The organism is Luteimonas sp. Soil_C_5 (genome assembly GCF_057656615.1).
Map to the genome: position 1 here is coordinate 775,489 of NZ_JBDGKA010000001.1, position 16,449 is coordinate 791,937.

Here is a 16,449-nt window from a genome sequence, read left to right on the forward strand (position 1 = left end):
ACCACCCCCTGCGGCGCACATGTAGTACGGCATGACAGCCTTGTCACCGTGCAGTGCAACAAACATGTAATCCGGCTGCGGACCCGGCTGGGTCGCGCGACAGACGCGCGTACTCGACGCCCGGTGACCGCGTGCGCAAACGCCTTGAAACACGGGCTTTCAGGCGTTCCGGCTGGCCTCCGCACGCAGCTGTGCGCTGCGATGGGCGATGCATTCCGCACGCTGCCCGACCGTTGTCCCATGGACTTATCGTGCAGTGCGGCATCGATTTCCGACAGCGCTGTCGTCGCGATACCGGCGCTCAGCCCGACCGGCCGAATTCGACTGTCGAGGCTATTCAGTCGCCGAGGGTCGCCCGCACGCCACGCGTGGATGCACGCTCCCGAGAGACGAGCAATCGTCTCCGGAGGCGGATCTGTGAGACCAGGAGCCGCGCCCGACAGGCGGGCGCTTGAGTCTTCGAGGCCGCAACAGCCGACGTGCGGCGGCTTCGCGACGTCCGCGAACGCGCGTCAGGCCTCAGCTGTACAGCGCTGCGTATCCGGCGCGATCCACCTGGCTCAGGCCCAGCTGGTCGAACTGTTCCCACATGCCATGCCAGCGTGTGGCGTCGCGCCGCACCGGACCGACCAGCCGCGGGCAGGTGTCGGCAACGATCGCGTCCATCAGCGCGGTGGGCGATGTCCCGCTGTAGCGGTACCAGAGGGCAGAGGCTTCGGCCGGATCGTCGCGGCACAGACGCGCGCCCTGCCCGATCAGGCGGGTCACGGTCTCCACGACGCCGGGGTGTTCGAGCAGGAAGCCCTGCGACGTGAAGAGTTCCAGCGCCGAGAAGTTGTGCAAGCCCACGTCCTGGGTGGCGATGAAGTGCGTGTCCATTCCGGCCAGACGTGCTTCGACACCTTCGAAGTTGGCGAAGCACAACCACGCGCCATCGAACCCGGCACGCAGATTGTCCAGATGCTCGAAACCTGCGCCCTGGATGCGCACCTGGCTGGCATCGAATGCGGCGTCCTGGCACGCGCACCAGCGCGACAGGATCTCGATCGCGATCGCATCGGTCACGCCACCAGCCACCGGCGAGGCCAGGCGCACCGCACCGCCGGCCAGCAGGCGATCGCCGGCCTCGCGCTGCAGCAGGATGCCGCCATCGGTCTCGAAGAAGCAGCCCAGCGCCTTCAACCCCGGCCGGTGCGCGTCGATCATGTGCAGCGGTTCGTTGCAGGCGAACGCGACATCACCGCTGACCGTCGCGGCGAGGCCGTCGTAATGGTCATCGGGGACCAACAGCTCCAGGTCCAGGCCCGCCTCGCGAAACCAGCCCAGATCGATGCCCGCGATCAGCGGCAGGTGATCCGGATTGAGGAACCATTCGAGGGAAAGCTGGAGCTTCATGTCGGAACTCGAAGACGACGGGCGCACAGACTAGTCGATCGGGTGCCGCGCCCCCGGAATCCGCGCGCGATCGCAACGCCGTCGGCACACCTCACGCCCGTGCCAGTCTCAATCCGCGCCCGACAGGCAGGCTTGCATCCAGGGCTGCGCCGACAAGGCCTCCACCTCCGCCGCGACGCCGGTCGCACGCTCGAAATCAGCCACACAGGCGCCACCGTCGTCCGCCCGATCACCGAGCTTGCCGTCGCACAGCTGCAGCGGCTTGTCGATCGCCTCCCAGCCCGCATCGCATTCCGTACGGGTCTCGCTGCCGGGCCGCCCGCAGACGCGGATGCGCCGTGCCGCGTGCGAGGACAGGGCTTCGGCGACGACGCGCCCTTCGTACTCGCGCCCGGACGCGACATAGGACCAAACCCCGCAGATGCGCTCGCCGCGTTGCTGCAGTACATAACGGCTGCAGGTATCGGTCGATGCGACGTCGTCGCAGGCCTGCCAGACGCCCGCAAACGTCGGCCCGGGTGCGGCGGCTTGCGGTTGCGTCACACGCTCGCTCTGCGACGTCGACGCCACACCGGGCACGGCGCCCGTGCCAGACATCGACCCGGCGCCGACGACGAGGCCCATCAGAACCACCACCGCATATCCGCGCATGAGAATTGCCTTCGAGTCCGCGCACGACGTCTCGACGTGCAGCACGGAGTCTAGACGTGAGCCGGCATCAGGCGCACCCGCTGCTCGCCGGCATGCGCGTATTCGCGTCGGACGTCGCGAATGGAAGACCTCCGATCTCCCGAACCGGGACGCGTGGACTGGACCGCTGCAGTGAGCACGCGATGCACCGATATCGAGTCGATCGGTCGGCCCTTTCGGCTCCGATGCGCGCAGCGTTCGTCCGACGCCTCGCGGATCGGCCCGTCCGCATCCACCCGAGCCTCACCATGTGCTTTCCGGCACCATGACCGCGCCGGCATTTCCGATCGCTGCACGACACGCGTACGGCGACCGTTGAAGCAACTGCGGGTTCGTACGACACTCTTGCAGGGAGCACGTTGGTCGACAGGGGGCACCGGATGAAAGTCAGACCTCGCAAAGACGCGACGCGCGCGAGACGCGCTTCAGTGCGCAGCAGGCAGGGTCGCCTCGCCCTCTTGTGCGCGTTGTTGGGGTCTTCGTATGTGGTCAGCGCCCAGGCGCCCGATCCGGATGGCACACCGGTCTTCGACTCGATCCAGTGGCCCGTCGCGGACGCCACACGCTCCATCATCCAGGTGCAGACCGGTGGCGGGATCGACGCCCATTTCGATACGGACCTGCCGGGCGCCTGCGATGGCGACGTGACCCGCAGGCCGGGCGTCCATCTGGACGTCACGGCGCCCGGCGGCATCCTGTTCGCCGCCCGATCGCAATCCCGCACGCGCCCCACCCTGCTCGTCCATGCGCCCGACGGCCGCTGGCACTGCGATCACGGAAACTACGGCAGGCGTCCGCCCGCGGTCCGGATCGATCACACGCTGACCGGGCGCTACGCCATCTGGGTCGGCGCGTATGAATCGCCCGACGGCGATGCGGAACTGGTCATCGAGCAGCTGCCTGCGGGATAGGCGACGGGCATCGCATCGCTTTCGCGCGCGAGGCGTGTGCGTGGCATCCCGCCAGTGCGGGCCAATGACAGCAATCCCGCATAGGCAGACGAAGCCCGGATCCGTCGAGTTTGCGTGCCCGGTGAACCTGCAGACTGCAGGCGGTTCGCCAACCGAACCCGCTGGCTGCACGTGTGTTCGGGAAATCCGGCGCAGACGCGAGCCGAGCTGCCGAGCTGCCGAGATGCCGCCCAGCCAGGAAGCGCGCTGAGATCACGCGGCTCGGACCCGCCGTTCGACCAGAACGCGGCCCAGCACGAGATAAAGCGCCGCCGCGCACGCCGCAATCGGCAGCACGGATATCTTCAGCACGTGCAGCGCGACCGACGCGGTGTCGAACGTGCTCCAAGCGGCCACCCGCACGACAAATTCGTGGGTATTCAGCACCAGCCACCAGGCCACCAGCGACAGGACGACCACCCGCATCCGCGCAGACACGCCCAGGCGTCGCGGCAGCAGGGCGAGCCATGCCAGGGTCATCAGCAGCGAAAACAGGCAGAGCAGCGGCAGGTACGGCAGCGGCGACGCACTGAAGTCGGCGGACGATGGTGCGTCCGGGCTGGCCCACAGCACTTGGACCGCCGTCGCAAGCGCCGCGGCCAATGCAGCCACGAGTCCCCGCGCGTAAGCGCTTGGCGCGAATGAAGTTGAAGTCCGAATGGACATGCGGCGATTCCAGGTTTGGATGTACGGCTGCGTCAGCTGCGCGACGGCGCGCAGCCGACGCCGTCCTGCGGTTCGGGGGACGCAATGATGCGCGAAACGGATGGCAGTGATCGACTCCCGGATGCGCGCGCAGTGCGGACGCAGCGCCACCGAGCGGTCCCCACCGAATCGCCGTGCCTCCTGTCGAACCGAAGCGCGGGATCGCGCCATGCGTGTGAATCGCGGTCGACGCGCACGGGCCTCCGACTTGACGCGCTGCCGGGGCGCCATTTCAATGCGTCCCCTGCCCCATGTTCCGATCCACCGCCGGTTTTCGCACCGCGCCCCTAGGAGACGCCATGCGTACGACCAGCGAGACTGCACATCCCGGCCTGCGTGGCCGGCTGCAGCGCTTCATCGTCCACCCGCGCGTACAGGCGTGCATTCTCGCGCTGATCATCGTCAACGCCGTCCTGCTGGGTCTGGAAACATCGCCTGCCATCATGGCGGCGGCCGGCGATGCGATCCGGATCGTCGACACGATGATCCTGACGGTCTTCGTGATCGAGATTGCGATCCGCCTGTTCGTGCACCGCGGTCAGTTCTTCCGTGATCCGTGGAGTCTGTTCGATTTCGCCGTGGTCGCGATCGCACTCGTGCCGGCGAGCGGTCCATTCGCGGTGCTGCGAGCGCTGCGCGTGTTGCGCGTCCTGCGTGTGCTGACCATCGTACCGTCGATGCGCCGCGTGGTCGGTGCGCTGCTCGGCGCAGTGCCCGGCCTGCTGTCGATCGGCGCGGTGTTGCTGATCATCTATTACGTCTGCGCCGTCATCGCGACCAACCTGTTCGGCGACGCGTATCCGGACCGGTTCGGAACGCTCGGGCGCTCGCTGTATTCGCTGTTCGAGATCATGACGCTGGACAGCTGGTCCACCGGCACGACGCGCCCGATGATGGTCGAGTTCCCCTACGCCTGGGCGTTCTTCATTCCCTTCATCCTCGTCGCCAGCTTCACCATGCTCAACCTTTTCATCGGCGTCATCGTGGATGCGATGCAGACCGTGTCGAAGGCCGAGCACGAAGACACCCTCGATGCGCTCGACCGGACCCAGGACCATATCGAAGCCGACCTCCACACGGAGGTGCGCGCATTACGCGACGAGATCCGTGGCTTGCGCGGACTGCTGGAGACGCGTGCCCCGCGCCCGGAATAAAAGGCGACGCAATGCCCCGGCGATGTTTCGCGTACAGGCTCGGCGCCTGACGCAGCCCGCGCCTGACACGGCAGTGGTGTCAGCGCCCGCCCGCTGGAAACAACACCTGGTCGCGATGTACGCGCGGATGCTCGGGCGGACGCGAAGGGATCCGAGCGCTTACGAATTTGCCCTCCTGGCAACCTGGCTGATGCCGCATGACGAGCCGTCGGCATGCAACCGAATTGCATCCAGCACCTCGATTACAGCGTCTCCGATGTAACGCGGATGACGCCCCAATCCGTTCAAGGCAACAGATAGCCGGTCACGTCCTCTGCCGCCCGCGCGCCGTCGATCGCAAGCAGATCCTTGAGGATCGCCGTATGCCCGGCCCCGGCGATCACCAGCACGCGGCGCCCGGGTGTCGCCGCCTTCTGCACATTCGCATACATGCGGAAGTTGCGATGCCACCAGCTGGCCGATGCGTCGGCGCCGACGAAACTGCCGCCCGCGTCGATGGCGTTGGTGAATAGATACAGATCCTTGTTCTCGCGATCCCGTTCGGGATCATTGGTCAATCGCAGGAGTTCGTGCAGCGGCAGCGTGGTCTGCTCGCGGCTCGTCCGCTCCGACAGTGCTTCGAACACCGCATCCATCGCGATCTTCTGCGCCGGTAAGTGCGCGCCGACGTACTCGAACAGCGGCCCGCCATTCCAGTGCACGTTGCCTTCGTCGAAACAGGTCACCCCGGCGAGGTCTGCTGCCTGTGCCACACGGAAGCCGATCTGCTGCGTCTCATCGACCTCCAGCGCTGCCGTCCCATCGCGCCACGCGGCATACGCGGCGTCCTGCTTCGCCTGTGCCGAAGGCTCGCATTCCACCAGGACATCGGTAGGACGGAACGCGGCGATACGCGTCGCCAATGCCGTCAGATACGCCTGGTTCTCGACCGTGCTCACGTCGACAACCTCCGACTTGACCACGTCGAGTCCCGGATTCGCGAAGTGGAACACGCCCAGCATCATGACTTTCGCAGGCGCTGGCGCCGGGGCCGCCGCGCTGGCGTCGGTCAGGAATGCGGCCAACGCCAACACGAGCGCGGCATACGGCAATGGTCGGGACATCGGGTGAACTCCTTACGGGGAATGAGCGTTCGATCTGCGCGAGAACGGGTCTGGTGCGGCATCCAAGCTACGGCGCGCGGCAGGCCCGCGCACATGCCAGAAGTCGCGAGGTACAAGGGCACGGGATACGGCCGACACTTCGGCAGAGAGTCGCGGCACCGACGCTTCCGGGCGCTGCCGCACCGCTTTTGGGTTTCGCATATCGCTCACGATCGCGGGCGTACACGGACGGTTCCGATGCCGGGCGTTCGCCCTCGGCCACTGGAGAAGCGACATGAGAATCGTCACCAGCCTGAGTTTCCAGGGCCAATGCCGGGAAGCATTCGAGTTCTATGCCAAGGTCCTGGGTGGTCGCATCACCGCCGCATATCCCTACAGCGACGCGCCCGCTGACATGCCGGTCATCGACGAGACGCACGAGAACTGGCTGATGCACTGCTGGCTCGATATCGGGGACCAGGCCCTGATGGGCGCCGACATGGATGTCGCCTGGGCACCGGACATCGGCAAGCCGAAGAACGGCTTCGACGTCACCCTGCATACCGACGACATCAACGAGGCCAGGCGCTGGTACACGCAGCTGGCCGACGGCGGTCGCGAGACCATGCCGTTCTCGGCGACCTTCTGGTCTCCGGGCTATGGCGCGCTCGTCGACCGTTTCGGCGTGCCGTGGATGGTAAACACAATCCCGTCGGCCCGCGAGGCCTAATCGGAATGCGGGCGTTTCGAGCTGAAAGATTCGGCGCTTCGAACGCTACTTCCAACCCGTGGTCTGACGACTTCACCACGACCCATCGACCAGCCTTGCACCTGCAGCCACGAGGAACTCTCATGCTGAAGCACAAGAATTCGAGCGCGATCGTCGCAGTCAACGATCTGGAGCGCGCACGGGATTTCTACAGCAACGTGCTGGGCCTCGAACCGGCAGATTCGAATGCGGACGGCGTCCTGACCTACCGCACCGGGGACACCTGGCTCGTGGTCTACAGGTCCGACGCGGTCCGCCCGGGCACGGGCAATGCCGTGGTCTGGAGCGGTGGCACGGACGTCGACGCGATCGCCGATGCGCTGCGCGCACGGGGCGTGTCGCTCGAGGAATATCCGGAGATGGGGATGGAAATCGACCGCGGTGTGCATCGCTCCGACGGCTTTGCCGCCATCTGGTTCAAGGATCCCGACGGCAATGTGCTGCACGTCAACAGCATGTAGCCGGGCGCCCCGCTTCCAGCCCGTAGACGCCCCGACTCGCGATGGCGGACACACCGCAGCGTTGCGGGTGCAAACCGATCCGCCTGCTCAACCGTCGGCATGGTCCTGCAGATACCGCGCTGCCTCCGCCCCGTACGCGTCGTAGCCGGGGGCCAGATACGGCACCAGCAGACGCAGCCAGGCACGTGTGACCAGATGCATCTCGCGTGCGCAGCCGCGCGCACGGGCCGCAGTGAGATCGCCGGTCGTGACCATATTGGCGAACCCCTCCGGATCGGTGCCGTAGATCAGGCACTGCAGGTTGAAATAGCGCTGCTCGCCCAGCGCATGCTCGTCCGCATAGGCGTCGAGGTCGTAGGCGCCGGTGCTGCGCGACAGCATCCAGTTGGCCGCCATGCGCAGATTGTCGATTACCTCGGCCGGTGTTTCGTCCAGTCCGGCGAAGCGCAACATCAGGATGCCTGCAAGCTGGTCCACCGCATCTTCCTGGCGACCGGTCACCGGCAGATCCAGCAGATGCACCAGCGCGTGACCCGTTTCGTGCAACACGATGAAGCGCACATTCGCCCGCACGTAGCGCAGCGGATGATCGTCGCCCAGTGCCTGCACGCGCTGCTGCTCCTGGCCGCGCTCGTACAGCGTGCGCAGCGTTTCGTAGCACAGCACCACCTCGGACTCGACCGGGCGGTAGAACGCGCCGAACTCGCCGCATTCGGCGGTCACGAACCGCAGCTGGCGCGGCAGCAGAAACATGCCGTCGATCGCCTGCACTTCCGGCAGGCCGCGCAACAGGTCGACCTCGCGCACGCGCATGTAGATCGGCTGCAGATCGGCCGACTGCGGCGCCACATAGGCGTACCCGAACGCAGGCGCCTGACGCTGCGTCCCGGCGTGTGCAGTCGCGCGCCGCTGCCGCACCACGGTGCGCGAGGCCGGCGCCTGCGCCCGCTGCTGTGCAGCGTGGGGTGCGTCCGGGACATCGGCGACGTCAGCCGTGCTGATGCAGCCGGCGATGATCGCCGCCAACGCAAGCACCAGTGCCACCCGGACGTTGAAATACAGGACTCTCATCTTCCTTATGCGCCAGGCCTTCGCCCCGGAGAATGCAGGCGGACGGCAGTCTAGCAACGACCTGCAGTGCGGCATTACCAGTTCCGCGCTCCGATCGATGCCGCGCCACTTGCCTATCAAGGCTGGCCTATCAGGGTTGGGCGAGGCCCGATGCGTTTGCATACTGATGAAGCGCCAGATACAGGGTCCTGGCGACAGGCTCTACATGCATGCCGTCGATGTCGATCGACGGGGCGTGGAACTGCAGAAGCGCCAGTTCGCGCCACCCCTGGCGCGCGGCATCCGCGTCGGGCTCACCGTACTCCAGCCAGAATTTCAGGATGCGCGCGTCGTGCGGGAACTGGGCGTAGGCGCGCGCGAGCAGCATCTTGCCCGTGTCGGACAAGCTGCCCGACTCGATTTCGCTGGAGACCCGGCTCATCGCGAACGCCGGGAGCCCGTACGTCTCCCATCCGAGCATGTCGGTCTCCGCAAGCGCGGGATCTCCTGCCCGCTCCTGGAGTGCGGCCAGGACTTCCAGCGCCTCGCGATCCTGTTGCGCCGCAGCGGCGCGCTGTTTCAGAGCGGGCGCGTGCGCGGCCAGAAGCGTCTCGGGCGACGCGATCTGCATGTTCAATGCGCGCGTCACCAGGAACTTCATCAGACCGGAATTCTCGGGAAGCGGATGGCCTTCGATCAGCAGACGACAGTCCACCAGCTGTCCACGCCAGGCCTCCTGCATCGCGTTGCGATTCGCCAATGCCGCTGTTCCGGCCGCGCTCGCTTCCTGCTCGAACAGGGGCTGCAGGCAGCGCAACGGCTCGGCGAGCGTGCTGTACTGCCCGCGCACGGCGGCATCCGTGATCACCAGCAGCGCCTGCCCCCGATCCGTGCCCGCGTCGAACTGGAGCACGTTGGCCAGCGCAGCATCGAGATCGGCCGGGTCACCCTCCGCATCGAACGCTGCGATCCGCCGGGCATGCTCGATGACGACGTGCGGCCCGCCCCACAGTTCCTCCAGCAGCTTTTCGAAGCCACCGTGCCGCGCACGAGAACGATGGAACATCTCGAAGGCGCGTGCGTCCTGTCCCAGCTGCAGATAGCAGTAGCCCGCCAGCATCGGCATGTGGCTGCCGAGCAGGCCGGCGCTGTCGAGCGTCGTCCAGGCGTCGATCGCCTTGTCGCATTGCTCGTGGCGGGTGTAATGCAGCGCGAGTTCGAAACGCACATAGTGGTCGCCTTCGCTGAGGTCGAACGCACGCTGGTGCCACTCGAACGATTCGGCCGGATACATCGTCCAGACGTTGTTGGCCAGCAGGAACAGTGCCAGCCAGTCGTCCTGATCGACTGCCCCGCGAAGATGCTCGAGTGCCTGCACCGGTTGCCCCTGCAGATTGGCCGCCCACGTGGCGTCACGCACCGGCTTCATGGCCTCGTCCAGTTGCTGGACGCGCGATTCGCTCCAGGCAGGCGTCACGGCGTGCGCCTGCAGCGCACCGAACATCGACGCCACCACCATGACGACGACGCACGCACTCCTTCGCATCTTGCTCTCCTTCACTGGATTCCCCTGAAGCGCGGACGCGCATCGAGCACATCGGCATGTCCACGACAAACTGTAGAGGCTCCCGTCGTTTTCGCAGCCACGCATCCGTTGCGTTGCTCGAATGACGACGGGATCGGTCATACCGGACCAGCGCGTCCGCCCACTGCGTGCGTGATCTCGAAGCCCGGCATGCACCGCCGACGACCTGATGAGTCCGGGACACCGGCGGAACGCAGACTGTCCCCCGACGATCGGTGATCTGTAGGCGTTTGATCGCTAAGACCCCACCGCATCGCGTCTTCAGGCCGGATCATGGATTCCGTCTAGACGGCCACCGGCACGCGTGCATTGTCATTGCGCAGCGAGGCGAAGACCGCATCGACGACGCGCATGTCGCGCAGGCCCTCCTCGCCCGGCACGCGTGGCGGGCGGCCTTCCAGGATGGCGCGGGCATCCTGGTCCATCTGCTCGGCCTGCATGCGGGGACGCTCGCCCAGTTGCGCGGTGAAGCGGGTGCCGTCGCTGGCGCGGCCGACGTTGCCGTCGTAGGACTGGAACGGCGACAGTTCATACCAGCCGCGTTCGCAGTCGATGTGCAGGGTGTTGAGGTTGCGACCGAAACTGGTCACGCATTCGGCGACGATGTCGCCCGGAAACTCCAGCGCGAAGCGCGTGGTTTCGTCGACGCCGCGGAAGATATCGCGGCGTGCGGTCTCGTCCCATGCGCGCACTGCGATGGGCCCCAGTCCGGTGCCGTAGCGCGCGGCGTTCACGCAGTACACGCCCATGTCGTACATGGCGCCACCGCCGCGCGCGGGATCGAGACGCCAGGCATCGTCCGCGCCCTGCCGCCAGCCGAACCAGCCGGCGTCCGCATGCAGCTGCACGATGCGCCCGAACGGCTGCGCCGTCGCCATCTCCATGAAGCGCCGCGTATTGGGCTCGTGCTGCATGCGGTAACCGATGGCGAGCTGCACGCGGTTGTCGCGACACGCCCGGATCATCGCCTCGCCCTCGGCCGCGTCCAGCGCCATCGGCTTCTCGCACCAGACGTGTTTACCGGCGTTGGCCGCGATCAGGGTCTGCGCCTTGTGCAGGTGGTTCGGCGTGGCGATGTAGACAACATCGATGTCGGGGTTGTCGGCGATCCGGTGGAAGTCGTCATAGCTGTAGATACCGGCATCGGGAACGCCGTGTTGCGCCTGCCACCCCGGCACCTTGTCCGGCGAGCCGGTGACCAGACCGGCCAGACGGCAGTGCCGCGTGAACTGCAGAGCCGGCGCGAGCAGATCACGGCTGTAACCGCCCAGACCGACGAGCGCCACGCCGAGGCGGCGCGCAGGTTGAGTGGCGGAGAAACCCTGCGGCAGCGCGGCGGCGGCACCGGCAAGCGCCAGCGACTGCAGCACGCGACGGCGGGACAGCCCGTTCGACAACCGGTTCCGGTCCATGGTGCCTCCGCTGAGATGGAAGGTGTCCGATCCTAGCAGCGGCGGTCCCCAGCCACGCGAGCCACGGACGACACGGATGGCGTGCCGGTTGCCTGGACGCGTGTCGATCGAAACGCCCGTGACGTCCGTAGGCCGGGGCCTGATGATCCTGCCGCGCGATGCAGCGCCGGCACCGCATTCGAAACCATCGGCCGACGACCGGCGCAGCGGCTGCCACGGAACTGGCGTGCGCCGGCGCCCCGGACACCTCGGCCGCCGTCACGCCGACGTATCGCCGTCGCTCGCGATACTGCGCCGCGCTGCGTTCCGCGGCGCCGGTTGCAGCCACTCCTGGAGTTTCCATGTCACGACGCGTGCTCGTCACCGGCGCCAGCATCGCCGGCAACACCACTGCCTGGGCGCTGGCGCGTGCCGGCTTCGATGTGACCGTGGTCGAACAGGCCGAGGCCTTTCGCGACGGCGGGCAGAACGTCGACATTCGCGATGTCGGGCGTGACGTGCTGCAGCGCATGGGACTGGAACAGGACGCGCTGGACGCGGGCACCGGCGAGGAAGGCACGGCCTGGATCGACGAGAACGGCAAGACCGTCGCCGAGATCATGACGGACGACGTCGAAGGCGATGGCCCGACGGCGGAACTGGAAATCCTGCACGGCGATCTCGCACGTTTGCTTTACGAGGCAACGCGGGATCGCGTGGCGTTTCGCTTCGGCGATGCGATCTCACGGATCTCCGAGGACGACACCAGCGTGACGGTGACCTTCGACAGGGGTGCGACCGAGCGCTTCGAACTCGTGGTCGTGGCCGAAGGCGTGGGCTCACGCACGCGTGAGCAGGTGTTTCCCGGCGAGAACGATCCGCGCTGGCTCGATCTCACCCTCGCCTACTTCACCATTCCGCGCACGGCCGACGACGACCGTCGCTGGCGCTGGTATCACGCCACCGAGGGTCGCAGCATCCACCTGCGCCCCGACCGCCACGGCACCACCCGCGCGATGCTGTCGGTGCAGAAGACACAGGGCGGCGAGCAGGACTGGGACGTCGCACGCCAGAAGCAGTACCTGCACGAACGTTTCGTGGATGCCGGTTGGGAAGCGCCGCGCGTGCTCGCGGGCATGGACACCGCCGAGGATTTCTATTTCGACGTCCTGCGCCAGGTGCGCATGCAACGCTGGCACACCGACCGCGTCGTCCTCACCGGCGATGCCGCCTGGTGCGTGACGCCGATGGGCGGCATCGGTGCCACACTCGCGGTCACCGGCGCCTACGTCCTGGCCGGCGAGCTCGCGCTGCATCCGTTACCCCGCGACGCCTTCGCCGCGTACGAGGCCGCGATGCGGCCCATGGTGGACCAGGGCCAGGGCGTGCCGAAAATCGTGCCGCGGCTCATGAACCCGCACAGCGCCACGGCAGTAGGCGTACTGCACGGTGTGCTGAAGCTGGCGACCCGTCCAGCCGTCCTGTCCGCGACGGCGAAGCTGTCGGATCGGGATCTGAAGGGGCCCGACCTGTCGCGGTATGACCGGGTCTCCGCGCCGGGACACTCGGCGCAGTGAGCCCAGGTCACGGGCTGCATGGCCTCGCGACAGCGACGTCCCCTTGGACATGGCAGCAGCGCTGCAGGTACACGACCGACATCACCGTCGCCGGCCTGCGGACGGTGGCTGGACCAGGAATGAGTACGTCAAAGACCACAGCTCTCGCCGCATCGGATGGCTGCCGCGACGCTATCCTGTCGCACCCGTGCAAGGTGACCGTGCCCGTGATCCATTTTCCAGTCCGCTTCACCCTTCTGCTGTCCGCCCTGCTGCTCGCTGCATGCGGCGGCCCGCCGCCCTACACCGGCGGTGATGTGCCCGAACTGCAACGCATCGATGTGAGCGCTGGCGAAGGCCCCGCCGCGGCCGTCGGTGACGAAGTCAGCGTGCATTACACCGGCTGGCTCTACGACGAGCACGCACCGGACAAGCGCGGCGAAAAGTTCGACAGCTCCCATGACCGCGGCCAGCCCTTCGTCTTCCCGCTCGGCGCGGGTCGCGTCATCCGGGGTTGGGACGAAGGCGTCGTGGGCATGCAGCGCGGCGGTACGCGCGAGCTGCACATCCCCGCCTGGCTCGGCTACGGCGCCAATGGTGCCGGCCGGGCGATCCCGCCGGGCGCGTCGCTGGTGTTCGAGGTGGAACTGCTGGACATCCGCAGGTAAACCGCCCCCGGCCGCAACGTAGCGACCGGCGTTAGCGGCCATCCCGACCGCATCACTCGACCGGCGTCACCACGCCGGTCGAGTGCACACGGCATCCCTCGCCATGCTCCGCCTGCCGCAGCCGGGTCATGCCTCGCCTGCCGCCATCGCATCTGCAAGTGTCGGAAACAGCGGGCGGAAGCCCAGATCTTCGCGGATGCGGCGACCGTCGGGACGTGCGTCGAATGCCTTTGCGCGCCCGGGATCGCTGCCATCGGGCGGCGGCTCACCCACCGAGGCGAGCAGCGTGGCGATGTCGGGTGCGTCGTCGTCGACGACGTTGTAGATGCGATGGCTGGGCGACGGCGTGTCCAGCCACCGGATCACGGCTTGCGCCACATCCGCATGGTGGCCGATGGCCATGCGTTGCGTCGGTGGGAAGTGACGCATCAACGGCACCACATCCCGGATATGCGGATCGCCGTCGCCGTAGACGAATGGCAGGCGCAGGATGCCGACCGTGAGACCCGCCATCTCCAGCAGCATGCGCTCGGCCGCCAGCTTGCTCAGCGGATAGGCGTCCACAGGCGCGCACGCGTCATCCTCGTGCGCCAGGCCGCCGCCCTTCGGGCCGTAGACGAGACATGTACTCGTGAACAGGAATTTCGACACGCCTGCATCGCGGGCACTCAGCGCGAGATGCCGCGTGCCGACTTCGTTCACCGCGTGCGCTTCTTCAGGCGTTGCGCCGCGGAAGAACGCGGCGCAATGCACGATCGTGTCCACCCCGGCCACTGCTACAGGCAGAGACGCAGCCTCCAGCAGATCACCGGTCACGAGCGTCACGCCGTGAGCGGTGAGCGCCGACGCACGCGCCGGGTCACGCACCAGCGCACGCACGCTGTATCCCTGTTCTACCAGCCGCTTTGCAAGCCGGCTCCCTACTTTTCCGGTCGCGCCGGTCATCAGAATGTTCATGGGACGCACGATAGTCGCCACGTACAGCGCCGCATTGGAGAAAACGGCCATCGCCTTGCACCTTGCGAACGCCCGCTGTCGGGCCTAGAACTGTCGGCATGCATCCACGCCCCGCTATGCCCATCCACCGCGCCGCGACGTCCGCTGCGCGCGAGCTGTGTCCGGTCATCGCGACGACAGTGCGTCACTTCCGGCACGACATGCAGCGCATTGCGGTGCCGCAGGTGGAAGCGCAGCTGGTGGTGCGCTTCGGGCCGGGCATTCCGGGCGGGCTCGACATCCATGCGATGGGCGTGCGCCCGCATGTCCAACGCAAGTTCATCCGCGGCGGACAGCGCGCCGTGCTCGCGCGGCTGCAGCCGGGGACCTACGAACGGACGCTCGGGATCTCCGCCGGCGAATTGGCTGGACGGATGTATCCGCTCGACGACCTGTGGACGCGCGCGAACGTGCAGGCGCTGCTTGAACAGCTCGCTGGCGCAGTGGATGCGGACGCTGCCTGTGCGCTGCTGCAAGCGACAGTCTCGGGATACGCCGCGCGCAACACTTTCGCCCGTACCGCATCACCATTGCTGCAGGCCGCACTGGACCAGCTGCAGGTTTCTGACGTGACCCGGTCGGCACGGGCGCTGGGTGTGAGCGAACGGCAGCTGCGCCGGATCCTGCACGAGGGTCTGGGCATCGGCCCCAAGACATTTTCCCGGCTGATGCGGTTCGAGCATGCCGTGCGGGCGGCGCAGTCGGCGCGCACGATCAACTGGTCGAGCATTGCAGTCGATGCGGGCTATTACGACCAGGCGCATCTCATCGCCGACTTCCGCGCCATCGCGGGCAACACGCCGCGCATGTTCATGGCCGAACTGGCGTGCAGCTAGCGTCGGCAGGCATGCCCAGGACGTGTAAGACGATGACGGTTCCAGACTGTTGATCCCGCCTTCCCACGTCGTATGGCGCGCTCCCCGGCTTCGATGGCGCAATCAGCGCACCGCCGATGTCCCAGCGCCGCAGCCCAGACCCTTCCAGAACGGGTCGCCCGGCAATCGCTAGCCCGATGCAGGACAGACCGCTGAGGATTCGTCGCGCACGTGTTTTCAACACAAGCGGCGTTTCGTTGCCCCTGTATCGCACCGTTGCAGCCCGCACAAGTCATACGCCCACGCCTCTCCAGCGCATCAACGCTTGCGAAACACCACCACGTGCTGCCACGGCAAAGTATCGGCCGTGCGCTCCCAGACCAGCGGATGCAGGGCGGCTTCGCGTCGGATCTGCGCTTCGCTCATTTTGTGCAACGGTTTGATCGGTACGTCGTCATCTTCGGCGCGGTATTCGACGAACACGAGGCGGCCGCCCGGACGCAGCGCACGCACCAGCGCGCCCAGCACCTCGTGCGGATATTCCAGCTCGTGGTAGACGTCGACCATCAAGGCCAGGTCCACGGATTCCGGCGCGAGGCCCGGATCGGACGTGCCGGCCTGTACCGGCACCAGATTGTCGAGGCCCGGTTGCGAGGCCAGTTGCGTGAGCATCGCCACCATCTGCGGCTGCACATCCACTGCGTAGACCACGCCATCGGGCGACACCAGCGGCGCCATCCTGCGCGCGTAGTAGCCCGTGCCTGCGCCGATGTCGGCGACTGCCATGCCCGGCTGCAGCGCCAGCTCCTGCAGAAGGACACTCCCGCGCTCTTCGCGTTCGCGTTCCTCGCGCTCCAGCCACGCTGCGCCCTGCCAGCCCATCACCGCCGAAATCTCGCGACCCTGGTAGGTCTTGCCGATGCCGTCCGCGCTGCGACGCACGGTCGAATAGATCGGCGCATCCGCCGGCGTCTGCACGCCTGTCGACGGCGCCGGAACGGCTGCGGACGGTGGCTTCGAACAGGCTGTGCCGACACACAGCAGCAGCGCGACTGCGGCACTCGAGGTGATCTGGCGCATGGACTGTCGCTTCCGGCCGGCGCCGCGCATTGCGGCGCTTCGGAGACTAACCACGCCGTCTGCGCGACGTGGTGATCGCCGCGCGTTCATCGAGCTGAGGCA

The 16,449-nt window shown here is 67.0% G+C and carries 16 protein-coding genes; 7 read left to right on the forward strand and 9 right to left on the reverse strand.

What is annotated here, in order from left to right; translation table 11 throughout:
- Positions 1-519: 519 nt before the first annotated feature.
- Together AC3A5K_RS03800 and AC3A5K_RS03805 are read right to left on the reverse strand one after the other, a co-directional pair.
- Positions 520-1,395 carry an ABC transporter substrate-binding protein gene (locus tag AC3A5K_RS03800; RefSeq protein ID WP_487616163.1) on the reverse strand — a complete coding sequence of 292 codons (876 nt, stop codon included), beginning with the start codon at positions 1,393-1,395 and terminating at the stop codon, positions 520-522.
- Between the two features lie 108 nt (positions 1,396-1,503).
- Positions 1,504-2,091, reverse strand: a complete 588-nt coding sequence (locus AC3A5K_RS03805; protein WP_487616164.1) for a hypothetical protein — start codon at positions 2,089-2,091, stop codon at positions 1,504-1,506.
- Between the two features lie 353 nt (positions 2,092-2,444).
- On the opposite strand from AC3A5K_RS03805, the gene AC3A5K_RS03810 reads away from it, so the two are divergent.
- Positions 2,445-2,996: a hypothetical protein gene (locus tag AC3A5K_RS03810; protein WP_487616165.1), complete on the forward strand. Its 552-nt coding sequence runs from the start codon at positions 2,445-2,447 to the stop codon at positions 2,994-2,996.
- A gap of 252 nt (positions 2,997-3,248) precedes the next feature.
- Here AC3A5K_RS03810 and AC3A5K_RS03815 read toward each other — a convergent pair whose 3' ends face one another.
- Entirely contained in the window at positions 3,249-3,851 is a 603-nt protein-coding gene (locus tag AC3A5K_RS03815; RefSeq protein ID WP_487616166.1) for a hypothetical protein, read from the reverse strand.
- A gap of 188 nt (positions 3,852-4,039) precedes the next feature.
- Between AC3A5K_RS03815 and AC3A5K_RS03820 the strand changes: the two genes are divergently transcribed.
- A complete protein-coding gene (locus tag AC3A5K_RS03820; RefSeq protein ID WP_487616167.1) occupies positions 4,040-4,894 on the forward strand; it encodes an ion transporter in 855 nt (284 codons plus the stop codon).
- Positions 4,895-5,178: 284 nt separating this feature from the next.
- Here AC3A5K_RS03820 and AC3A5K_RS03825 read toward each other — a convergent pair whose 3' ends face one another.
- A complete protein-coding gene (locus tag AC3A5K_RS03825; RefSeq protein WP_487616168.1) occupies positions 5,179-5,997 on the reverse strand; it encodes a DUF5694 domain-containing protein in 819 nt (272 codons plus the stop codon).
- Between the two features lie 274 nt (positions 5,998-6,271).
- Here AC3A5K_RS03825 and AC3A5K_RS03830 point away from each other — a divergent pair, with 274 nt between their 5' ends.
- Both AC3A5K_RS03830 and AC3A5K_RS03835 read left to right on the forward strand, forming a co-directional pair.
- Positions 6,272-6,706, forward strand: a complete 435-nt coding sequence (locus tag AC3A5K_RS03830) for a VOC family protein (protein ID WP_487616169.1) — start codon at positions 6,272-6,274, stop codon at positions 6,704-6,706.
- Positions 6,707-6,828: 122 nt separating this feature from the next.
- Positions 6,829-7,206 (forward strand): VOC family protein, encoded by a 378-nt coding sequence (locus AC3A5K_RS03835; protein ID WP_487616170.1) that lies wholly within the window; start codon positions 6,829-6,831, stop codon positions 7,204-7,206.
- A gap of 87 nt (positions 7,207-7,293) precedes the next feature.
- Here the strand turns inward: AC3A5K_RS03835 and AC3A5K_RS03840 are convergent, their stop codons facing one another.
- The 3 genes from AC3A5K_RS03840 to AC3A5K_RS03850 form a co-directional block, all read right to left on the reverse strand.
- Entirely contained in the window at positions 7,294-8,277 is a 984-nt protein-coding gene (locus AC3A5K_RS03840; protein ID WP_487616171.1) for a DUF4344 domain-containing metallopeptidase, read from the reverse strand.
- Between the two features lie 130 nt (positions 8,278-8,407).
- The gene (locus AC3A5K_RS03845) at positions 8,408-9,943 is read right to left on the reverse strand and encodes a tetratricopeptide repeat protein (RefSeq protein WP_487616172.1); all 1,536 of its coding nucleotides are present in this window, start codon (positions 9,941-9,943) and stop codon (positions 8,408-8,410) included.
- A 182-nt stretch (positions 9,944-10,125) separates the two neighbouring features.
- Positions 10,126-11,253, reverse strand: a complete 1,128-nt coding sequence (locus tag AC3A5K_RS03850) for a Gfo/Idh/MocA family protein (protein WP_487616173.1) — start codon at positions 11,251-11,253, stop codon at positions 10,126-10,128.
- A 341-nt stretch (positions 11,254-11,594) separates the two neighbouring features.
- Here AC3A5K_RS03850 and AC3A5K_RS03855 point away from each other — a divergent pair, with 341 nt between their 5' ends.
- Together AC3A5K_RS03855 and AC3A5K_RS03860 are read left to right on the forward strand one after the other, a co-directional pair.
- Complete coding sequence (locus AC3A5K_RS03855) at positions 11,595-12,809, forward strand: FAD-dependent monooxygenase (protein WP_487616174.1); 1,215 nt, start codon at positions 11,595-11,597, stop codon at positions 12,807-12,809.
- 206 nt (positions 12,810-13,015) lie between these two features.
- Positions 13,016-13,456 carry an FKBP-type peptidyl-prolyl cis-trans isomerase gene (locus AC3A5K_RS03860; RefSeq protein WP_487616175.1) on the forward strand — a complete coding sequence of 147 codons (441 nt, stop codon included), beginning with the start codon at positions 13,016-13,018 and terminating at the stop codon, positions 13,454-13,456.
- A gap of 126 nt (positions 13,457-13,582) precedes the next feature.
- Here the strand turns inward: AC3A5K_RS03860 and AC3A5K_RS03865 are convergent, their stop codons facing one another.
- Positions 13,583-14,464, reverse strand: coding sequence for an NAD-dependent epimerase/dehydratase family protein (locus tag AC3A5K_RS03865; protein WP_487616176.1), 882 nt, complete (start codon positions 14,462-14,464; stop codon positions 13,583-13,585).
- Positions 14,465-14,529: 65 nt separating this feature from the next.
- Here AC3A5K_RS03865 and AC3A5K_RS03870 point away from each other — a divergent pair, with 65 nt between their 5' ends.
- Positions 14,530-15,288 (forward strand): AraC family transcriptional regulator, encoded by a 759-nt coding sequence (locus AC3A5K_RS03870; RefSeq protein ID WP_487616177.1) that lies wholly within the window; start codon positions 14,530-14,532, stop codon positions 15,286-15,288.
- A gap of 297 nt (positions 15,289-15,585) precedes the next feature.
- Here AC3A5K_RS03870 and AC3A5K_RS03875 read toward each other — a convergent pair whose 3' ends face one another.
- Positions 15,586-16,347 carry a class I SAM-dependent methyltransferase gene (locus tag AC3A5K_RS03875; RefSeq protein WP_487616178.1) on the reverse strand — a complete coding sequence of 254 codons (762 nt, stop codon included), beginning with the start codon at positions 16,345-16,347 and terminating at the stop codon, positions 15,586-15,588.
- Positions 16,348-16,449: the final 102 nt, after the last annotated feature.

What these genes read in the sequence shown, in the direction of transcription:
- AC3A5K_RS03865 (WP_487616176.1), bottom strand. Translation starts at nt 14,464, where the DNA reads ATGGCCGTTTTCTCCAATGCGGCGCTGTACGTGGCGACTATCGTGCGT.
- AC3A5K_RS03845 (WP_487616172.1), bottom strand. Translation starts at nt 9,943, where the DNA reads ATGACCGATCCCGTCGTCATTCGAGCAACGCAACGGATGCGTGGCTGC.
- AC3A5K_RS03820 (WP_487616167.1), top strand. Translation starts at nt 4,040, where the DNA reads ATGCGTACGACCAGCGAGACTGCACATCCCGGCCTGCGTGGCCGGCTG.
- AC3A5K_RS03855 (WP_487616174.1), top strand. Translation starts at nt 11,595, where the DNA reads ATGTCACGACGCGTGCTCGTCACCGGCGCCAGCATCGCCGGCAACACC.
- AC3A5K_RS03840 (WP_487616171.1), bottom strand. Translation starts at nt 8,277, where the DNA reads ATGAGAGTCCTGTATTTCAACGTCCGGGTGGCACTGGTGCTTGCGTTG.
- AC3A5K_RS03830 (WP_487616169.1), top strand. Translation starts at nt 6,272, where the DNA reads ATGAGAATCGTCACCAGCCTGAGTTTCCAGGGCCAATGCCGGGAAGCA.
- AC3A5K_RS03825 (WP_487616168.1), bottom strand. Translation starts at nt 5,997, where the DNA reads ATGTCCCGACCATTGCCGTATGCCGCGCTCGTGTTGGCGTTGGCCGCA.
- AC3A5K_RS03800 (WP_487616163.1), bottom strand. Translation starts at nt 1,395, where the DNA reads ATGAAGCTCCAGCTTTCCCTCGAATGGTTCCTCAATCCGGATCACCTG.
- AC3A5K_RS03870 (WP_487616177.1), top strand. Translation starts at nt 14,530, where the DNA reads ATGCCCATCCACCGCGCCGCGACGTCCGCTGCGCGCGAGCTGTGTCCG.
- AC3A5K_RS03835 (WP_487616170.1), top strand. Translation starts at nt 6,829, where the DNA reads ATGCTGAAGCACAAGAATTCGAGCGCGATCGTCGCAGTCAACGATCTG.
- AC3A5K_RS03875 (WP_487616178.1), bottom strand. Translation starts at nt 16,347, where the DNA reads ATGCGCCAGATCACCTCGAGTGCCGCAGTCGCGCTGCTGCTGTGTGTC.
- AC3A5K_RS03850 (WP_487616173.1), bottom strand. Translation starts at nt 11,253, where the DNA reads ATGGACCGGAACCGGTTGTCGAACGGGCTGTCCCGCCGTCGCGTGCTG.